General features: G+C 22.9%; 16 protein-coding genes. 9 read left to right on the plus strand and 7 right to left on the minus strand.

Annotated elements, in window-relative coordinates:
* The 5 genes from VAMP_RS01740 to miaA form a co-directional block, all read left to right on the plus strand.
* A partial coding sequence (locus tag VAMP_RS01740; protein WP_213348587.1) for a hypothetical protein occupies positions 1 to 1132 on the plus strand: 1132 nt, incomplete at its 5' end.
* A 21-nt stretch (positions 1133 to 1153) separates the two neighbouring features.
* Positions 1154 to 1705: a hypothetical protein gene (locus VAMP_RS01745; RefSeq protein ID WP_213348589.1), complete on the plus strand. Its 552-nt coding sequence runs from the start codon at positions 1154 to 1156 to the stop codon at positions 1703 to 1705.
* A 39-nt stretch (positions 1706 to 1744) separates the two neighbouring features.
* Positions 1745 to 2911 (plus strand): hypothetical protein, encoded by a 1167-nt coding sequence (locus tag VAMP_RS01750; RefSeq protein ID WP_213348591.1) that lies wholly within the window; start codon positions 1745 to 1747, stop codon positions 2909 to 2911.
* A gap of 169 nt (positions 2912 to 3080) precedes the next feature.
* The gene (locus VAMP_RS06960) at positions 3081 to 5474 is read left to right on the plus strand and encodes a DNA gyrase/topoisomerase IV subunit A (RefSeq protein WP_213348593.1); all 2394 of its coding nucleotides are present in this window, start codon (positions 3081 to 3083) and stop codon (positions 5472 to 5474) included.
* 470 nt (positions 5475 to 5944) lie between these two features.
* Positions 5945 to 6907 (plus strand): tRNA (adenosine(37)-N6)-dimethylallyltransferase MiaA, encoded by a 963-nt coding sequence (miaA, locus tag VAMP_RS01760; protein WP_213348595.1) that lies wholly within the window; start codon positions 5945 to 5947, stop codon positions 6905 to 6907.
* Between the two features lie 197 nt (positions 6908 to 7104).
* On the opposite strand, the gene rplA is transcribed toward miaA, so the two are convergent.
* The 7 genes from rplA to typA form a co-directional block, all read right to left on the minus strand.
* A complete protein-coding gene (gene rplA, locus VAMP_RS01765) occupies positions 7105 to 7788 on the minus strand; it encodes a 50S ribosomal protein L1 (RefSeq protein ID WP_213348597.1) in 684 nt (227 codons plus the stop codon).
* Between the two features lie 67 nt (positions 7789 to 7855).
* The gene (gene rplK / locus VAMP_RS06965; RefSeq protein ID WP_213348599.1) at positions 7856 to 8299 is read right to left on the minus strand and encodes a 50S ribosomal protein L11; all 444 of its coding nucleotides are present in this window, start codon (positions 8297 to 8299) and stop codon (positions 7856 to 7858) included.
* 24 nt (positions 8300 to 8323) lie between these two features.
* The gene (locus VAMP_RS01775) at positions 8324 to 9148 is read right to left on the minus strand and encodes a hypothetical protein (protein WP_213348601.1); all 825 of its coding nucleotides are present in this window, start codon (positions 9146 to 9148) and stop codon (positions 8324 to 8326) included.
* Between the two features lie 51 nt (positions 9149 to 9199).
* Positions 9200 to 9784, minus strand: coding sequence for a transcription termination/antitermination protein NusG (gene nusG, locus VAMP_RS01780; RefSeq protein WP_213348603.1), 585 nt, complete (start codon positions 9782 to 9784; stop codon positions 9200 to 9202).
* A 1-nt stretch (position 9785) separates the two neighbouring features.
* Positions 9786 to 9971, minus strand: a complete 186-nt coding sequence (gene secE / locus VAMP_RS01785) for a preprotein translocase subunit SecE (RefSeq protein WP_213348605.1) — start codon at positions 9969 to 9971, stop codon at positions 9786 to 9788.
* A 157-nt stretch (positions 9972 to 10128) separates the two neighbouring features.
* Entirely contained in the window at positions 10129 to 11217 is a 1089-nt protein-coding gene (locus tag VAMP_RS01790; RefSeq protein WP_213348607.1) for a mechanosensitive ion channel family protein, read from the minus strand.
* A 156-nt stretch (positions 11218 to 11373) separates the two neighbouring features.
* Entirely contained in the window at positions 11374 to 13164 is a 1791-nt protein-coding gene (gene typA / locus VAMP_RS01795; protein WP_213348609.1) for a translational GTPase TypA, read from the minus strand.
* 247 nt (positions 13165 to 13411) lie between these two features.
* Here typA and VAMP_RS01800 point away from each other — a divergent pair, with 247 nt between their 5' ends.
* The 4 genes from VAMP_RS01800 to VAMP_RS01815 form a co-directional block, all read left to right on the plus strand.
* Complete coding sequence (locus VAMP_RS01800) at positions 13412 to 15214, plus strand: hypothetical protein (RefSeq protein WP_213348612.1); 1803 nt, start codon at positions 13412 to 13414, stop codon at positions 15212 to 15214.
* Between the two features lie 324 nt (positions 15215 to 15538).
* Positions 15539 to 17380, plus strand: a complete 1842-nt coding sequence (locus VAMP_RS01805; RefSeq protein ID WP_213348614.1) for an S-layer homology domain-containing protein — start codon at positions 15539 to 15541, stop codon at positions 17378 to 17380.
* Positions 17381 to 17519: 139 nt separating this feature from the next.
* The gene (gene galE, locus VAMP_RS01810; RefSeq protein WP_213348616.1) at positions 17520 to 18587 is read left to right on the plus strand and encodes a UDP-glucose 4-epimerase GalE; all 1068 of its coding nucleotides are present in this window, start codon (positions 17520 to 17522) and stop codon (positions 18585 to 18587) included.
* 38 nt (positions 18588 to 18625) lie between these two features.
* Positions 18626 to 19585, plus strand: a 960-nt coding sequence (locus VAMP_RS01815) for a glycosyltransferase family 4 protein (RefSeq protein WP_213348619.1), incomplete at its 3' end; no start/stop codon positions are given.

The raw sequence follows: 19585 nt of genomic DNA on the forward strand, positions 1-19585 counted from the left end.
AATGAATTTTGAACATGTAGAAATAGATTGATCTTGAACTATTGATGTTAATTGAGATTGAAATATTAATGCTGATAATGAAGTTAAGGTTTGAACTAATGTAACAATTAATGAATCTTGAACTATTGATGTTCAATGAGTTTGAAATATTAATGCTGATAATAATATAACTGCAGGTAGTCAAGTTAATGTTTGAGGTGATGCTGTTAGATTAGATAGTAGTTGAAATATAAGAGCTTTTAATAATATAATAGCTAATAATTGAAATATAATAGCTAATAATTGAGATGTAAAAGCTAGTAATGAAGTTAAGGTTTGAGGTGGTGCTGTTACATTAGATAAAGATTGAAATATTAATGCTGGTAATGAAATTAAAGTTTGAAGCAATATTACACTTAAAAGTAGTTGAAAGATTAGTGGTATTGGGTTGGAGTGACATATCATAACAGATGATATAAATATTGATTCAGATAGTATAGCTGGATCAGCTCTGGCAGTAGCAAAAGTTCAAGAAAATACTATGGCTCTTAGTGGGAATATGGATATAATCCATAATGATTTAGATAGTATTGTAACTCGGACTAATAGTCTTGAAATTGATTGTCCAACTACCAAAAATTGAAGTGGTTTTGTTACAGATGTTGGTTTATGTACAGTTAATAATACTGTAACATGAGTACCAGCACCTATAAGTACTTTACCATATATTACAACTTGAACAACAGCACCAACATGAGGTTCTTTTACTTGTTGAAGTGATTCAAGAAATTATGATTGGGATGATAATTGAACTTCTTTTGGAGGCGATCTATGTGATGCATGAAATCCAACAAACACTTCTCCTTCATTTCCACTAGTAATGAATGGTACAACTTCAACACGGGAATGTAAAAACACTATATGACAAAGCACAACATGTACTGCTTCAAAAACAAGTGCTGGTTTTAATCCTACTAAAGAAAATGACTGTACTATTTGAATTGATAATGGTTATCTAAATAATACTCAAAAAGGAGCTTGTAAAATTTCTTGTGATATGGCTTCTAATCCTAATAATGATCCTATTGTATGTAGTATAACTCCAAGTGTATGTAAAGGTCCACGAGGCAAAGCATGTAGTGATTTTAATTAATTTTATTAAATAAATTGAAATATGAAATTTTTATTATTTTTTATTATTTTTTTGTTTAATCATATTTTTGTATTTTCAAATACATATAATCAAATAATAGATATAGAATCCGAATATAGAGAAATAGAAACAGAATTAGAGCAAAATCAAATAAATGAAATTGAAGATATTGCTAATAAATTTAAAATTATTTTAAAAGGTATGACTGATATAGATTTATTAATGAATGAATTTGATCATATGAATTGAATATATAATGAATTAAAAAATAATAAAAACGAAAAATATAAAGATAAATTATATAAAACAGCAGTTTTAAAAAAAATTCAAATAATTTATCTTGAAAGAATAAATGAATTATTGGATATTGATGATCAAAATATTACAAATCAAAATAATTATACAAATAATATAAACCAAGAAAGTCAAGAAAATATAAATCAAAATAATCAAGAAAAAAATATGGATTGAAATTATATATATTTTACAACTTTTCAATTAGTTTTGATAGTAGCTATAATTTTGTTATCTATGTTTTGATTTTTTGTATTTATGTTTTATTATTTTAGATAATAAAATATTTAAATTTTATATATTATAATTAATTAAAAAATGGTATTTGAAAATTTTGATAAAAGAGAAACACAAAGAGGAATAGATGAGCAAGATCAATGAGTAGAACAAAAGTTATCTAATGAAGAGATTGAATCTTTTGGGAAAAAAAGACAAGAAGAACAAGAAGAAATAAGAGAACAAGAACAAAGTTATACTAGAAATAAAAATCCAGAGTATCAAGAACAAATACAACAATGAGCATCTGATGCATATTGAGTTCCTAGATCTGATCCTGATATACAAAATTTAACTCTTGATAATTGAGAAAGTTCATGAGATATAGAATTAAGTGATTTTGATAATATAAATAATTGAGAAAATATAGAATTATCTGAAAAAGATCCATCTAGAGTAAATTTTGATAGACAAGATATATTGGAAAATCTTGATTCTAGTAAAAGAGATGAAATTAATAGTAAAATCTCAGAAATTGCTTGAGAATTTATGCAAAATACTAAAGATCCTATTGATAATATATGAGATTTATTCAAAATTTTATGAGATACAGTAAATAAATTACTTACAGAACTTGGAATTAATTTTGATACTTCTTGAAATAGATGAGATCCTAATGCTGTTTCAAATTTTTCTTATTGATGAGGTTTTTGAAAATTTGATTTTGGAGATTTGCCACCATGAGCTTGAATAAATTGAAAAGATTTTATTTTGGATAATGAAAAATTATTGGAACAATTTTGATTAGATTTGTCTTCTATATGAGTTGATCAGTATAGACATAGTTGAACATCACCTTTATGTGCTAGGACAACTAGATTAACTTTTGAAAAAAATTGAATTAATGTTCCAAATTGACATGCAAGAGATTTATTTGCACAATTTAAATCTAGTTCTTGAGAAATTAGATGAGCTGATGTATGACCTTATTTATTAAATCAAGTTTCTTCTTGAAATAATTTTTTTGATTTAACAATGTGTAATTATGCAAATAATCGGGATCCTAAATGAACTTCATGATATCATAGAGTTCCTGCTATTTTATGAAATGATTGAGTTTTGTATGTAAGTGATCCATATTATTGACCTCAACCTGCCCCTGATTGATGGAATAATAAAAGTGCTAATCGATATCCTTTGGCAAATCATCCACATATACAAAAACCTAATGCTATTTTTGCAGTAGGTCCTTCTCATAGCAAAAAATAATTATTTTTTATAATACATTATGATTTTTATTCTTAATAATATTTAAAAAATATTGTTAAGTTTTTTTTATAATACAAAAAGTAAAACTAAATTTTATTGTAAAAAGATAATAAATCATTATAATATATACTATATTAATAATATTTAATTATATATAAACAATATTTTTATGTCAGAAAAAAATAAAGCAAAAATACTTCCTCAAACTATAGAGGAAGAAATAACACAAAGTTATATTGATTACAGTATGTCCGTGATAGTAAGTAGAGCTTTGCCAGATGTAAGAGATTGACTTAAACCAGTACTTAGAAGAATTTTGTATGCCATGTATGATCTTAAACTTTTTCATAATGCAAGTTTCAAAAAATCTGCTGCTGTAGTTTGAGAAGTTTTATGAAAATATCATCCACACTGAGATAGTTCTGTATATGAAGCTATGGTAAGAATGACTCAAGATTTTTCATTAAGATATCCACTTGTAGAATGACAAGGTAATTTTTGAAGTATTGATTGAGATTGAGCTGCTGCTATGAGATATACTGAAGCAAGACTTACCAAAATTGCTAGTGAAATGTTGCAAGATTTGGAAATGGAAACAGTAGATTGGAGAGATAATTATGATAATTCTAGACAAGAACCTATTGTTCTTCCAAGTAAGTTTCCAAATCATCTTTGTAATTGAACTATGTGAATAGCAGTATGAATGGCGACAAATATGGCTCCCCATAACTTAAATGAAGTAATAGATTCTAGTTTATTATTAATACAAAATCCTGATACAAGTATAGATGAAATAATGAAAATAATTAAATGACCTGATTTTCCTACTTGATGATATATTTATGATTCTGAAAGTATAAAAGAAGTTTACAAAAAATGAAAATGATGAATTAAATGTCGTGGTAAAGCTGAAATTACTGAAATTGATTGAAAAAAATCAATATTAATTTCCCAACTACCCTATCAAGTAAATAAAGCAAATTTAGTTTCCAAAATATGAGAATTAGTAAATCAAAAAAAAATAGAATGAATAACAGATATTACTGATGAATCTGGTAAAGAAAAAATTAAAATTGTAATTACAATTAAAAAATGATCAAATCCAAATGATGTTCTTACATTGATATATAAATATACTGACTTACAAACTAATTTTAATTTAAATAATGTAATATTAATAGAAAAATGAATACAACCACACACTCTTAATATAAAAGAACTTTTGGAAGAATTTGTATCTTTTAGAAGAGAAGTTGTTTATAGAAGATCTATATTTTTATTAAATAAAGCAAAAGATAGATTACATATACTTTTATGATTACAAAAAGCTATTGATATATTGGATGAAGTAATAGCTACTATTAGATGATCTCAAACAAGACAAGATGCCAAAAATGAACTTATGAAAAAATATGAGTTTACAGATTCTCAAGCTGAATATATTTTGATGCTTAGATTACAAACTTTGGTATGATTAGAAATTGAAAAAATATTAAATGAAATAGATGACAAAAGAAGTTTGATTGAATATTTGGAAAATATAATAAATAATCCTAAAAAATTAGATGAAGTAGTAAGTGAAGAATTAGTATATGTTAAAAATGAATATTGAGATAAAAGAAGAACAATATTGAGTGAATCTTTGGAAGTATATCAATTGGAAGATTCTGTAAAAAATTTGAAAAGACTAGAAGAATTACAAAAAGAAGATATTATTTTATGGATGTGAGATGATTTTGAAACAAAAATTCTTTATCAAAAAAGATTAAATATAATACCAGAAAATACTATATCAATAAAATATATTCATAATCAATACAAAATTTTTGCTATAACTGATAAATGAGAATTAATAATTAGAAGAATAAAAGATATGTGAGTTTATAATATAAAAAATCCTTGAATAAATTTCAAAAAACAATTTAAACTTAAATGAGAAATTGTTTTTGTTGATATTATAGATGAAGATTTTGATCATATTGTAATGCTTACAAATAAAAATAATATAAAAAAAGTATCCAAAAAAGTAGTTGATAAACTTAAAAAAACACCTACCAAAATTATGCATCTTGCAGATAATGAAAATATATGTAAAGTTTGTAAAACTTCAGAAAAAGATAATATACTAATATTGAGTGATTCTTGAATAATATTAATGTTTAATGAATCAAATATTAGAGCAAGTGGAAAAGTTTCTTGATGAGTAAAAGCTATGAGTTTGGAAGAAAATGAAAAAGTAGCAGATATGTTTTTGAATTCATGAGAACCATTTATGTTTTTGTATAGTCAAAATGCTGGTAAATTAATAAGTTTGGAAGATATGAAAATTCAAAAAAGATGACAAAGATGACTAATAGGAACTAAATTAAGTAAATGAGAAAAATTATTGGGTTGAATAAGTATAGATGAATGAGCAGTTACATTAAAATTAAAAACTTGAAAATTAGTAGAAATACATTCAAACAATATAAAACTTAAAGAAAGAGATAAAAAAATGTCTAAAATATCAGAAAAAGAAATTATATCAATATTTAGACCTTGGAAAGAAAATAATGAACAATAAACTTTTGTTATTTTATTACTTGTAGTAAAATAATTTATATTATTTTAAATAATTAGCAATTATGCAAATAAAATATTTGAAATTAAAGCCAAAATGGTTTCAATATACTATTTTTGGTGCATTAAGTTATTTAGGTTTAACAATATTTATCTATCTTCTCGCATTTATTACAAGCCCCATAGGTTTAAGAAATTTCTTTGAACAGATCATTAAGATAATTATTTTTCCTGTGGCTTATTTAAGCTTTAAAATAGTATATAATTTTATAAAAAATCCTATGGATTATGGAATACCTTTGGTCTTCCTAACATTGTTTTTTATTTTAATTATTGGTGCTTTGATTGGCTATCTAATTTATTTTATTAAAACTAGTTATAAAAATTTAAGATCATAAATCATTTCTTAAATTGCCTCCAACGACTTCGTTAAATTCAGATATTATTTTAAATAATTAGCAATTATGCAAATATATGATATTGAAAAATATATTAAATGATGTTGAACAAAAAATTAAAAATTTTATAGAAAAAGATCCAAATTGAGTAATTATTATTACATGACCTACTGCAAGCAATAAAACTTCTTTATCTTTGCAATTAGCAGAAAAAATTGGAAATGTTGAAATTATATCAGCAGATAGTAGACAAGTTTACAAATATATGGATATATGAACGGATAAAGTTTCTACAAAATATAGAGAAGAAATTAAACATCATCTTATTGACAATGTATTGCCAGACAAAAACTATACTGTTTGAAATTGGAAAAAATCAACAAATAAAATAATTGATTTGATACAAAAAAGATGAAATATTCCTTTTATTGTTTGAGGAACTTGATTATATATAAGTAGTATTTATAAAAATTTTGATATTCCAGAAGTAAAAGCGGATTTTAAACTTAGAGAATATTTACAATCTCAAGAAGATAAACAAAAATGATTTTTACATAATAAACTTATTCAAATAGATCCAAAAGAAGCAGAAAAAATTCATCCAAATAGTAACAGACATTTGATAAGAGCTATAGAAATATATGAAAAACTTGGCATTCCAAAATCTGAAGTTTCAAAAGAAAAAGATGTAAATAATCCTATATTAATGATAATATTATGGCCTGATGTTACTGTTTCAAATAGATTAATAAAAGAAAGAACAAATAAAATGTTTCAAAAATGATTATTACAAGAAACACAAAAACTTTTGGATATGTGATATACTTTAGATTTGCAAAGTATGAATTGAATATGATATAAAGAAACTGTTAAATATTTAAATAATGAAATAGATTTTGAAAATGCAGTTCAATTAACTTATCAATCTACAGTTAAATTTGCAAAAAGACAAAGAACATGGTTTAGATCATATATCAATGATGCTAAACAAAATCCCAAAAAAAATGTTGAATATTTAGTTTATAATATTGATTTATAAGTTAATTTTATTCTAATTTAGAAAATTAATTTTAATAACTATTAACAGTAAAAATTATATATTTTTATAAACTTATATTTTATAAGTTTTATGTTTAAGAAGTAGTAAACAAGTATCAATATAAAATAAATAAAAAAACATACAAATTAAAATTTTTTGTATGTTTTTTAAAAATTCAATAAAATATAATAATAATTTTATACTGATACTTGAACTCAAGCACCCATAGTAGGACTTACAACTATTTTTTTTATTAATTTTCATTTAACTCAAGAAGGTCTTGAATCTTCAATAGCTTTAAGTAAAGAATTCAAATTATTTACCAGTTTATCAGAATCAAAAGATGTTTTTCATAAAATTGTATGAATATTTCATGTTTTATCAAGTTTAAATTCAACCCTTCATTTTTTTATTTCAGAAACTGTATATGATATATCATTAGTAACAGTTCCAGCCTTGGGAGATGGCATTAAACCTCTAGGTCAAAGAATTTTAGCAACTTTTGATAAATCTCTCATCATATCCAAACTTGTAATCAAAGAATCAAAATTAAATTCTCATTTTTGAATTTCTTTTATCAATTCTTCATTACCAGCAATATCAGCACCAGCTTTTTTTGCTTCCTCAATTTTATCATCGGAAACAAAAGCAGCAACTTTTACTTCTTTACCAGTACCTTCAGGCAAAACTACAGTACCCCTTATCATTTGATCATTATATTTTGGATTAGCATTAGTTTTAATACTAACTTCTACAGTTCATTCAAATTTAGTATAAGAAACTTTTTTTACTATTTCAAAAGCTTCTTTTGATTCATATATTTTAGTAAGATCAATATCTTTAACTAAATCAGTATATTTTTTTCCAAATTTTTTAGCCATTTTTCATAAATATAATTATTAATATAAAAGTGGTAATATCGGGACTTCCCTTCCACGAGCAAAAAATTTATTTTACTACTTCTATTCACATATTTTTAGCAGTTCATTCTATAGTTTTAACAATAGAATTTATATTTGCAGTATTCATAACAACTTTTTTTATTTCAGCTATTTCTTCCAAATCCTTCATAGTTATTTTACCAACTTTTTTCTTATTAGATTCAGAAGATCATGATTTAACTCATGCTTTCCATAAAATTAAATTGGAAGTCAAAGGTGGAAGTATTTCCATTTGATAACTTCTATCAACAAAAATTGTAACAGTAACTGGGATCATCATACTTATTCAACCATATTGTTGCAATAAACTAGAAGTTTTATCATTAAATTCTTTAACAAATTGTCAAATATTTACACCATGCTGACCTAAAATCGGACCTATTGGAGGTGCCGGAGTTGCTTTTCAGGCTGGCATGTGCAGATTAAATCTTTTTTGCACTTTTGCGGCCATGTTTATGTATATTTATTATATAAATTAATATACTGCAAATATTTCTTGTAAACTATCATTATATTTTATATAAACAGATAATTTTGAAAAATCATTATAATCATAATTTTCAATATAAAAATAGTTTTGCAGTAGTTCTTCATTAATAATGTTTTTATCAAGATTTTCAAGAGAAAATTGATAAAATCATAATTCATTATTTCAATAAAATTTTACTTTTTCTTCAAAATCGTTTATTGATAAAATTCTAGATGCTCATATAAGAATTTCTTCAACACTAACAATTCAATTTGGATAAAAATTATCTCAATCTCATTTAAGTACTCACATAGAACAAACATACATTATATCATCAAAATGCTTTTGCAAAATTTCATCTTTATCATCAAAATCACAAACAGGATCAATAATATCATTTGGAATATCTCATATTTCTTCTGAATAATAAGATGCATATAATGATGCTAATTCTTGTCTTGTTATAGATATTATCTTAGAATCAAAAAAATATTTATGTCCAACAAAATTACTTAAAAAAATGTAATCATTATCACATTCATTACATTTATTTAGATTTTGATCTATAATTTCTTTTTCTTCTTCAACATCTACACTATTTTCATTTTTTTCTTCATCATTACCAATATTTTTTTCTTCATCAATAACTACATTATTTTCTTCTTCATTATTTATTTTATTTCAAGTTTCATTTTGATTAATATTATTTTTATTTATATATCTTTCTTTTTCTTTATCAAAAAAATCAAAAGAAAAAAATAATAAATAAACAATAACTAATCACACAACAAAAAAAGATAAAATCAATAATAATATTTTTTTTTCAGACATATTAAATAGTATCAATTAATACATAAATCACTAAATTACCAATTTACAATATTAATTAATTCTATCAATTTTTTCAAAAGGAATCATAAGTGGTGTAACTCTTCAAAGAATCTCTACATTCACATAAACAACTCATTTACCATTATCAATATCTTTAACAATTCATTGAGTATCAGCAAATTCTCAATCTTTAATTACAATTATATCTCATTTTTTAAAAGGTGATGACTGCTCTACTCTATCAGTTTTATCTTTAATATATTTCATCATATCATCATATTCTTTATCAGTAAGTGGAACAGGACGAGTTTCAGCTCAAACTATAAGTCTAACTCAGGGAGTATTCCTTATAACATACCATATTTTATCATCCATTTTTGATTTAACAAAAACATATCAAGGATATAATTTTTTGTATACAATTGTTTTTTTTCAAGATCAAGTTTTTTTATAATTAATCTCTGGAATAACAGGCACCAAAAAATCTACAATATCATCTTGAAGTCATTGCTTATTAACTCTTTCTACCAAATTTTCTATTACTATTTGCTCTTGAGAAGAAACAACACTAAGAACATACCATCTATAAGAATCATCCTTAATTTGTTTTTGAATTTCTACATTAGTATTTTCCATATTATTGTGACATTAAATCATAAAACATTGTATATAAATTCATAAATGCTCAATCTACAGCAAGAAAAAATATTGATGCAACAATAACTATCACAACTATAGCAATAGTAAGATTGATAACTTCCTTAATAGTAGGTTTTTTTACTTGTTTCAAAGTTTCCAAACTGTCATAAAAAAAATCTAACATAATAATTTAATATTAATTTAAAAATAAAAAATAAACATAATACTGTATAAAGATTTATATATAAATTTCAACTAATTTTAACTTTAATATTTTTCACCTAAAAAACACTAAATCTAATCAAGATTATATTATAAATACCAAAATATATTTTTGATATCTATTTTTTGGAGTAGATAACTTGTGTAGGATATGCAAATTCAATTAATTCTTTTTTAAATCTATCAACTAATTCAAAATTTATATATTGTTGTGCATCCATATATCTATTATAATCAGATATTTGCATAGTATAAACTATTTCATAATTTAAACTAAAATCTCAAAAAGAACTAAAATGAACTCTTTGCAATTCTGCATCAACTAAATCTTCTCATAAAAAAATATCTTCAACAATTTTTGGAATTATTTTTAATTTTTCTAAAGGAGTTTCATACACAACTCAAATACTAAAAACTATTCTTCTAGTTTGCATATTTCAGTAATTATTTATTACCGAATTAGTAAGTTCTTTATTTGAAATAACAAGCTCTTCTCATTGCAATGTTTTCAATCTTGTTGATTTTATTCAAACTTTATTTACAGTACCAAAATTACCTCAAACTGCAATAAAATCTCAAATTTTAAAAGGTTTATCCAAATATATTGAAATAGAAGAAAAAATATCTTCCAAAACATTTTGTAAAGCAAAAGCAACAGCAATACCTCAAACTCATAAACTAGCCAATAGTGGTGTTATTTCAAAACCTAAATTCATAAGAAAAAATAATAATGCTGTAGCCCATATAACAACCTTTCAAATAAGTAATAATAAATTAAATGTAGTAACATTTTCATTATTATCATCTTTTGATAAAAGAAATTTACTCAAAAAATATCTAACAAACTTTACCAAAATTTTAGTAAGTTCAAATATTAATACAAATAAGATTATAGAATTAAGTATATAATTTATATTATCCGATAAAGTTAATGTTTTTAATGGAATATATAAATATATAGTCCAAAAAAAATATGTAGGCAATTCTTTAATATTGTTTATAAAAAATTCGTCAAAATCTGTATTTGTTTTAGATGCATAATTATCTAATTTTTTTAAAACAATTCTTTTAAAAATCCTTATCACAAAAAATGTAACAACAAAAATTATAATAGTCAAAAGATAATCCAAAACAGTATTACCAAAAAACACTGTATTTAAACTTAATAAGTTTGAAATATTTTCCAAATTTAAATAATCTCAAATCATAATATCTTAATTTATTAATTAAATATATTTTATATAAACAAAAAAACATATATTCAAGTATATTATTTTAAATTTGTGCTAACAAGATTAAATTATCAAAACACAAATAAAATTGTAAATATAATATTTTTCTAACTTAAATTTTTTAACAAAAAATTATTTAGAAAATCTTTTTCTATCTGTTTCTTTTAGATATTTTTTTCTAAGTCTAATACTTTCAGGAGTCACTTCTACAAACTCATCTGGTCATATATATCACATAGCATCTTCCAAACTAAGTTCATTTATAGGAGTAATTGTCATTGCATCATCACTACCACTTGCTCTTACATTTGTAAGTTGTTTATTTTTGGTCATATTTACCACTAGATCACCAGGTCTACTACTTTCTCAAACTATCATTCATTCATAAATTTTAGTTCAAGGTTTCACAAAAATAGTACCTCTTTCTTGTAATTTCCAAATACTAAATTTCATAGTCTCTCAATTTTCACTACTAATCAAAGATCAATTATTTCTTTTTGCTATTTCTCATTTATATTCACCAAAATGAGAAAAACTACTATACATAATACCTTCTCATTTAGTCAAAAGAATAAATTCTGCTCTAAATCAAAGCAATCACCTAGTTGGAATTTCAAATTCTATATTTGTAATTCAATTTTCTGAGACCATATTTACCATTTGTCATTTTCTATTTGAAACTTTTTCAATAATAGTACCAGCTAAATCATCTGATACAATAGTTATCAATAATTCAATAGGTTCTTGTTTTTTACCATTTTCATCTTTTTTCATAATAACTTGAGGAGAACTTACTTGTAATTCATAACCTTCTCTTCTCATATCTTCTATCAAAACTCATAAATGCAATTCTCATCTACCAGAAACTATAAATCTATTATTATTTGAAAAATCTACTTTCAATCATACATTTGTTTCCAATTCTTTTGTTAATCTTTCTGCTATTTGTCTACTTGTTACATATTTACCTTCTCTACCAGCAAATGGAGAATCATTTACCCAAAATTCCATAGTAAGAGTTGGTGGTTCTACTTTTATTTCTTCAAATGGCTCAAAATCTCAAACTCATACAGTTTCTCAAACAAAAATATCAGAAATTCAAGCAATTGTTACTATATCACCACATTTTCATTCTTGTTGTTCAATTTTGGCAAGTCATAAACTATTAAAAATTTTAGTTATTTTTCAATTTCTAGATTCTCAAAAACTATTTTTAATAACAACTTGTTGTCATTTTTTTACAGTTCAATCATATATTCTTCAAATACCTAATCTACCAAGGTGGTTATCATAATCCAAATTAGTAATTTGTAATCTTAATGGTTTATCAGAATTATCTTTTGCAACAGGAACTAAATCCAAAATAGCTTCAAAAAGAGGAATAATATTATCAGATTCATCTTCAAGCTCTTTTTTACCAATACCATATTTTGCTATAGAATACAATACTGGAAAATCAAGTTGTTCATTATCAGCTCATAATTCTACAAAAAGATCAAAAAGCTGATCTATTACCCGTTCTGGTCTAGCAGCAGGTTTATCAATTTTATTTAAAACTACAATAGGTTTTAATCAAATTTCCAATGATTTTTTAAGAACAAACTTAGTTTGTGGCATAGGTCATTCATATGCATCTACTACCAACATTACAGAATCTACCATTCTCAAAACTCTTTCTACTTCACTACCAAAATCAGCATGTCAAGGAGTATCTATAATATTTATTATATTTCAATTATAATTTACCGATGTATTTTTGGCATAAATAGTAATTCATCTTTCTTTTTCTTGATCATTACTATCCATAACACAAATTTCTTCCATATGTTTTAAAGTTCAAGATTGTTTCAAAAAAGCATCTACCAAAGATGTTTTCCCATGATCTACATGGGCAATTATAGCAATATTTCTAATTGTTTCCATATTTTAATAAAAATTTATATTTAAAATAAAAATAAATAGTTAAAAAATTTTTAATTTAATAAACTATCTTATTATCTATAATAAATAAATTATTAAATAATTCAATATATAATTTATCTAACTGATATTTGTAAACAAAAAATAATTTATTTTGAAATATATTTTCAATATTTTTGACAAAAAAAATAAAAAAAATATAATCTATCTAAAGAGATATTTGTTTTAAAAATAAATAAAAATAAAAATTATGGAAGAAAATAAAAATATTCAAAATAATTCTATAATTCAAAATAAAAAACAAAACAAAGAAATAAACTATAAACTTGAATGAGAATTTTTTAAATGAACTTTTAAGAAAATACAAAGTAAAATTTGAAGCATAAAAAATACTAAAAATCCTATTAGCTGGTATAGTCAAATAAAATCAATAAAATATGATATTAATGAATTATTAGAAATAATTTCTGATGATATAAATCAACAGTTTAATATTAACCATACAAATAAACATTCTCTTTTGTATGATTTATGATATGATGAAGTAATCAAAGAAAATATAGAATACAAGTATATCTTATCTTCAAAATATTTTGATGATCAATTTTATTTTCAAATATATTCAAAAATTGATCCACAAATAAATATTTTTTTTCAAAAACTAATTTCAAAAATATATAATAATGAAAATAAACTAATTAACAAATATAAAGACAAACAAATAAATAATTTAAATGATGATAAAAATAATTTTGATAAATATAAAGTTTTATTTAATTTTTTAATAAACAAGAAATTATTACCAGATCAAATAGATGATAAAATTAAAAACAATAATACAACAAAATTTTTTCATGAAATAGTTAAAAAAATTAGTAAACAAGAAAACGATAAAGAGAATCTATTAAAACAATTATTTTCATTTTTTAACATAAAGAAAAAAGATTTTAATAAACTTAAATACTCAAAATTAGTAGAAATAGAAAATATATTTAATTTTGATACTATAAATAATAACGAAAAAACATTAATTGAAAAACAAAATCCAGAAATATTAAAACAAATTGATGAAATCATTTATAAATATAATTATAATTTTGATTTTAATTTCTATTTAGAAATTTTTGATAAAATTAAAAATTTAGAAATTAGATGAGATATATGGTGATATATAAAAGATATAATGAAAGAAAGTTTACAAGAAAATCCTCTTAAAAATAATTTTTCAACAGATCAAATTATTGATAAAAACACCCGAGATAATAAAAATATAAATTATAGAACAAAATTAACAAATCTTGATCCTCAAGAAGATAAAAGTAAAATTAGAAGTAGAGAAATTATGGAAAAATATGATGAATTCAAAAAAATAATAATTAGTTTACAAGACTCATATTTAAGTGATTCAATTAAAATATTTGTTTATAATTTTTTGTATTGAAATCTTAATATAAAACAAAATAATTTTGAAACTTTGAAAATAGTATTTTTATATTTCTTACCCAAAAATTATAGAGAATATAGAAAAGTATATCAATTTTTTGAAGAATATAAAAAGTTTTGCAATATGAAACCTATTAGTAGTGATTTTATTAAACTTTCTGCTTTTAATTTAATATTGATAATATTTATTACTTTTTTGTGATTTTATTTTTTCTCTATAATTTTTGCTTTTTGATTAATTTTATTCTTGATTTGATATTATTTCAAAAATTTAAATTTTAGTAGTGAAAAATTTTATATTAGATGGCATACTTGAGTACAAATGATATGATCTTTTATATTAACTTTTACAATATTGAATTACATAGTTATATCATGACTTATAAAAATAGAAATTGCTTGAGGTAATATTAGTAATTTTTTTGAAAAAAGTTGAAATATAACATTAATTAGCTATCAAGATCTTAACAATCCAATAAATATATTTGATAGTCAAACTTATTATAGTAACATACAAGCAAACGAAAACTCAAAAAGTGAATTAAAAAAATTTATAAAAGATAATAATATACAAAATTTATCTGAATTAGTTGATATTTTAAAAAACTAACTTTTTCTTATAATTTCTCTTGTAAATTCTTTAATATATATTTTTCTAAATAATCTAGATTTTTATTTAATATAATTTTTGTAAGCAAAAAATAATTTATTTTATATAATAGCAAACATTACTGTATTTTCTCTAAAAAGCATTCGCAATAGAAATATTACTATTTTTCAAAATAGATTCCAAAGAAAATACCTACAAAAATCAATAAAACTCATTATTTACTATTTTTTAAATAAAAAATAATAAAAAAAGCTTGCATTTTTATAAAAAATTATTATACTTTATGTTAGTACAGTTTTATATTATATATAAATATATAGGAAAATGAACAAATGATTTATTTACAAGTGAATTGTTGAAAAAATATTTGCCACATGATTAATATTAATAGCTTTATATATTACATGAGCTGTTAGTGTATTTGGTGAATTTTGGAGGGCAATTCCATGAAATCCTTTTGTCGCTCTTAATGATTGAACGGATTGAGAATTTAAGTATTGATATGGTTACGGTGCTTTAGGTTGGGGTAACTGATATTGATATGGTTATTGATATGGTAATGATGCTGGTTATTATATTTGAAATAAAGAATTTCTGGATGCATCTAATCTATGATCAGTAAGTATTGTTGAGTGATGAGATATTACTAATACAGCTAAAATAACTATGAAGGCTGATGTAGTTATTTCTACATGAAATATAAAAGTAACTTTACCTGAAGGTTTGGAAATAACTGATTCTGATTGAAATTCATTTGATGCAACTAGTATTGCAACAGATGTTCTTAACGAATTATCTGTTTGATTAGATTCAAATGAAAATAAAGAATGAGCTCTGAAATTTTGAGTTTCTGGTATTAAATTAAATTTTTCAAAACCAGTTAAAATAGAAATACCAGTTCCTTGAATTAATACTAATAGTATTAAAGTAAAAGTAAAACATGCAAATTCCACTGCTTATTCTACTTCTGCATTGACTAATTCTGCTAGTGTTAATTGTACTAATTGAACTCCAGATTCAAATGCAAGTGATAATGCAAATATTTCTAATGAAATAGCAACTATTTATACTTGTTCTGCTTCTGAATTTGTAGCTTATACGACTTCATCAAGGGGTTGATGAGGTTGATGAGCAATATGGGAAACACCTGATTGAAATAATAATCAAGATGATTGAAATGAAGAAATCGATCAAAATGAAGATGATGATCAGGAAAATGATTCTGATGAAAATGTAGATTGAAATGATTGAGAAACTGGTTGAAATAGTTGAAATGTAGATTGAAATACTAATATAGATTGAAATGATTGAGAAACTGATATATCTGATGAAACTAAACAAGAAATAGATTCTGTTGAAACTAATTCTGAATCTATGACTGTAAATCAAACTGATATTATTATTGAAATACCTGTATTTCAAAATGCTAATACACAATCTGTTATTGATAGTTTAAATAGTGTTATAATTAAAGAAATATTAGAAAGAAAAATATCTTGAAAAGATCTTGAAAATTTGGTAAATAATTATAATAAATTCTTATCAGTAGTTAAATTAATAAAAGAATGAAATGCAGATAGTATTATTAAACAAGCTTGAAAAAGATATTTATCAAATATTACTTCTATTCTGTATAGTTATGAAAAAATAATTACTTCATATGAATTACAAGATGAAGAGTTTGAATTAGCTTTGGCATTTTTGAAAAGATATGGTTTAACAAAATATAATAGTGTAGATGAATTTAGACCTTTTGATGAACTTACAAGACAAGAATCAGCTAAATTCTTTGCTTGATTTGGATGAGAAGTTTTATGATTAGAATCTACAAATAATAATTGTTCGTTTAATGATATATCTAATGCAGATTATACTCTAGTACCAAAAATTCTTTCTGTATGTGCTATGTGAATTATGAAATGATTTGAGAATGAATTTAGTCCATTTGATAATATAACTAGAGCGGAATCTTTTACAGTTTTGGTTAGAGCCATATTGTGAGAAAAGTTAGATGAAAATGTTAATCCACGGTGGGATAATTATTTCAAAATCGCACAAGAATTAAATCTTACTATAGAAAATAATACTTGGGAACAAGATAGATCTATAACTAGATATGAAATGTCTTTAATTATATATAGAGCATGGTTAAAATTGAATAATTAATTTAAAGTAATGTAAGTTAAAAAATGGTAATTATAAATTGCCATTTTTTGATTATTTAATAAAATGTATGGATAAAGCTATAAAAAAGGATTAAACTCATCTTTTTAAGAAAAAATATTTAGAATTAATTTAAATTTCAATGAAAAAAACTATATTAATAACTTGATGACTTGGATATATATGATCGCATGCAGTTATAGAGTTTGTAAAGTCTTGATATGAAGTTGTAATAATTGATAATCTATCAAATACAAATATATGAGTGCTTGATAATATTGCCAAAATTATAAATTATAAACCAAAATTTTATGAAATAAATTTGATTAATAAAACTTGACTTAAAAATATTTTCTCAAATCATAATTTTGATGGAGTTATACATTTTGCATGACTTAAAGCTGTATGAGAAAGCTGTAAAAATATTTGACTATATCATAATAATAATATAGTTTGAACTATAAATTTGTTTGAAACAATGGAAAAATACGGAGTAAGAAATATTATTTTTTCTAGTAGTGCTACTGTTTATAAGGTCAATAGTGAAATTAATACTTGATTGAAAGAAACGAATCTTACATGAGATACTAGCAATCCATACGGTACTACCAAATTTGTAATAGAACAATTACTAAAAGATTATAAAAATCATAAATCTTGGAAAGTTATAAATCTTAGATATTTCAATCCTATATGAGCTCATACAAGTGGACTTTTGTGAGAGAATCCAAATGGCATTCCAAACAATTTGTTGCCATATATTATGAAAGTAGCAACTGGAGAATTAAGTGAAATATGAGTTTTTGGAAATGATTATGATACTGTAGATGGAACTTGAGTAAGAGACTATATAGATGTAATTGATCTAGTAAGATGACATTTGAAAGCTTGGGAGTTAGTTGAAAATCAAAATACTAAAGGTAAAATGGAAAAGAAAAAAGTTGAAAGTAAAAACAATGGTTTCTTTGAAACTTTTAATTTGTGAGTATGAAAATGAGTTTCAGTACTAGAAATGATAAATATAGCAAATAAAGTTGTATGAAAAGATATACCATATACTATAAAATCAAGGAGATCTTGAGATCTAGCAATAGTGTATAGTGATTCAAGTAAAGCAAATAAAATTCTATGATGGAAAACTAAAATAAGTACTATGGAAAGTATTGAAAATAGTTGGAAATTTTATAAAAAATTAAAGATTAAAGATTAAAATTCCTCTTTCCCCTTTTACCTTTCAACTTTAAAACTATGAAAAATATTCTAGTATTAAATTATGAATTCCCGCCACTGTGATGAGGTCAAGCAAATGCAAATTATTATCTTTTCAAAGAATTTTCAAAATTTTCTGATTATGAATTTACACTAATAACTTCTAGTACAGATAAAGAATATTATCAAAATTTTTCTAATAATATAAAAATATATTATCTTGATATAAATAAAAATTGAAAAAATTTTCATAATCAATGAATCAAAAATTTATTAAAAAATGCATACAAAACTTATAAACTTGCAAAAAAACTTATAAAAAAAAATAATTTTAATTATATAATGTGCTGGTCCTACCCTGCTATATGAATTTGATATAAATTAAATAAAAAATACAATATTCCATATATCACACTATTAAGATGATCAGATGTACCTTTTTATGAACAAAAATGGAAAAATCTTGATAAATATATATTTCAATATCTAGCTCCAAAATTTTGGAAAAATTCAAAATATGTAATAGCAAATTCAGAACAATTAAAAAATTTAGCATTAAAAATATCACCAAAACAAGATATACAAATCATAACAAATGGTATAAATTTGGAAGAATTTAAAAACACTTGAAATAAAAAAGACAATAAAAATTTTAATATACTTTTTGTATGAAGACTTACAGAAAGAAAATGAATACTAGAATTAACAAAAGCATTTAAAAATTTTGCAAAAGATAAAGAAGATATAAAACTTAATATAGTTTGAGATGGTTGACTTTATGAAGAAATAAAAGAATATATTGAAAAAAATAATCTAAATAATAAAATAATTTTACACTGACTCATAAATCATAATAAAATAAAACAAATATATCATCAAAATGACATATACATACTTCCAAGCTCAAATGAATGAATGAGTAATACTTTACTTGAAGCACTTGCAAGCTCTTTACCTGTTATTATAACGGATGTAGGAGGAACAAAAGAACTTTTTGAT

Origin of the sequence: Candidatus Vampirococcus lugosii (assembly GCF_018420025.1) — a bacterium.
In the GTDB taxonomy this organism is placed as follows: Bacteria; Patescibacteriota; Gracilibacteria; order Absconditabacterales; family Absconditicoccaceae; genus Vampirococcus; species Vampirococcus lugosii.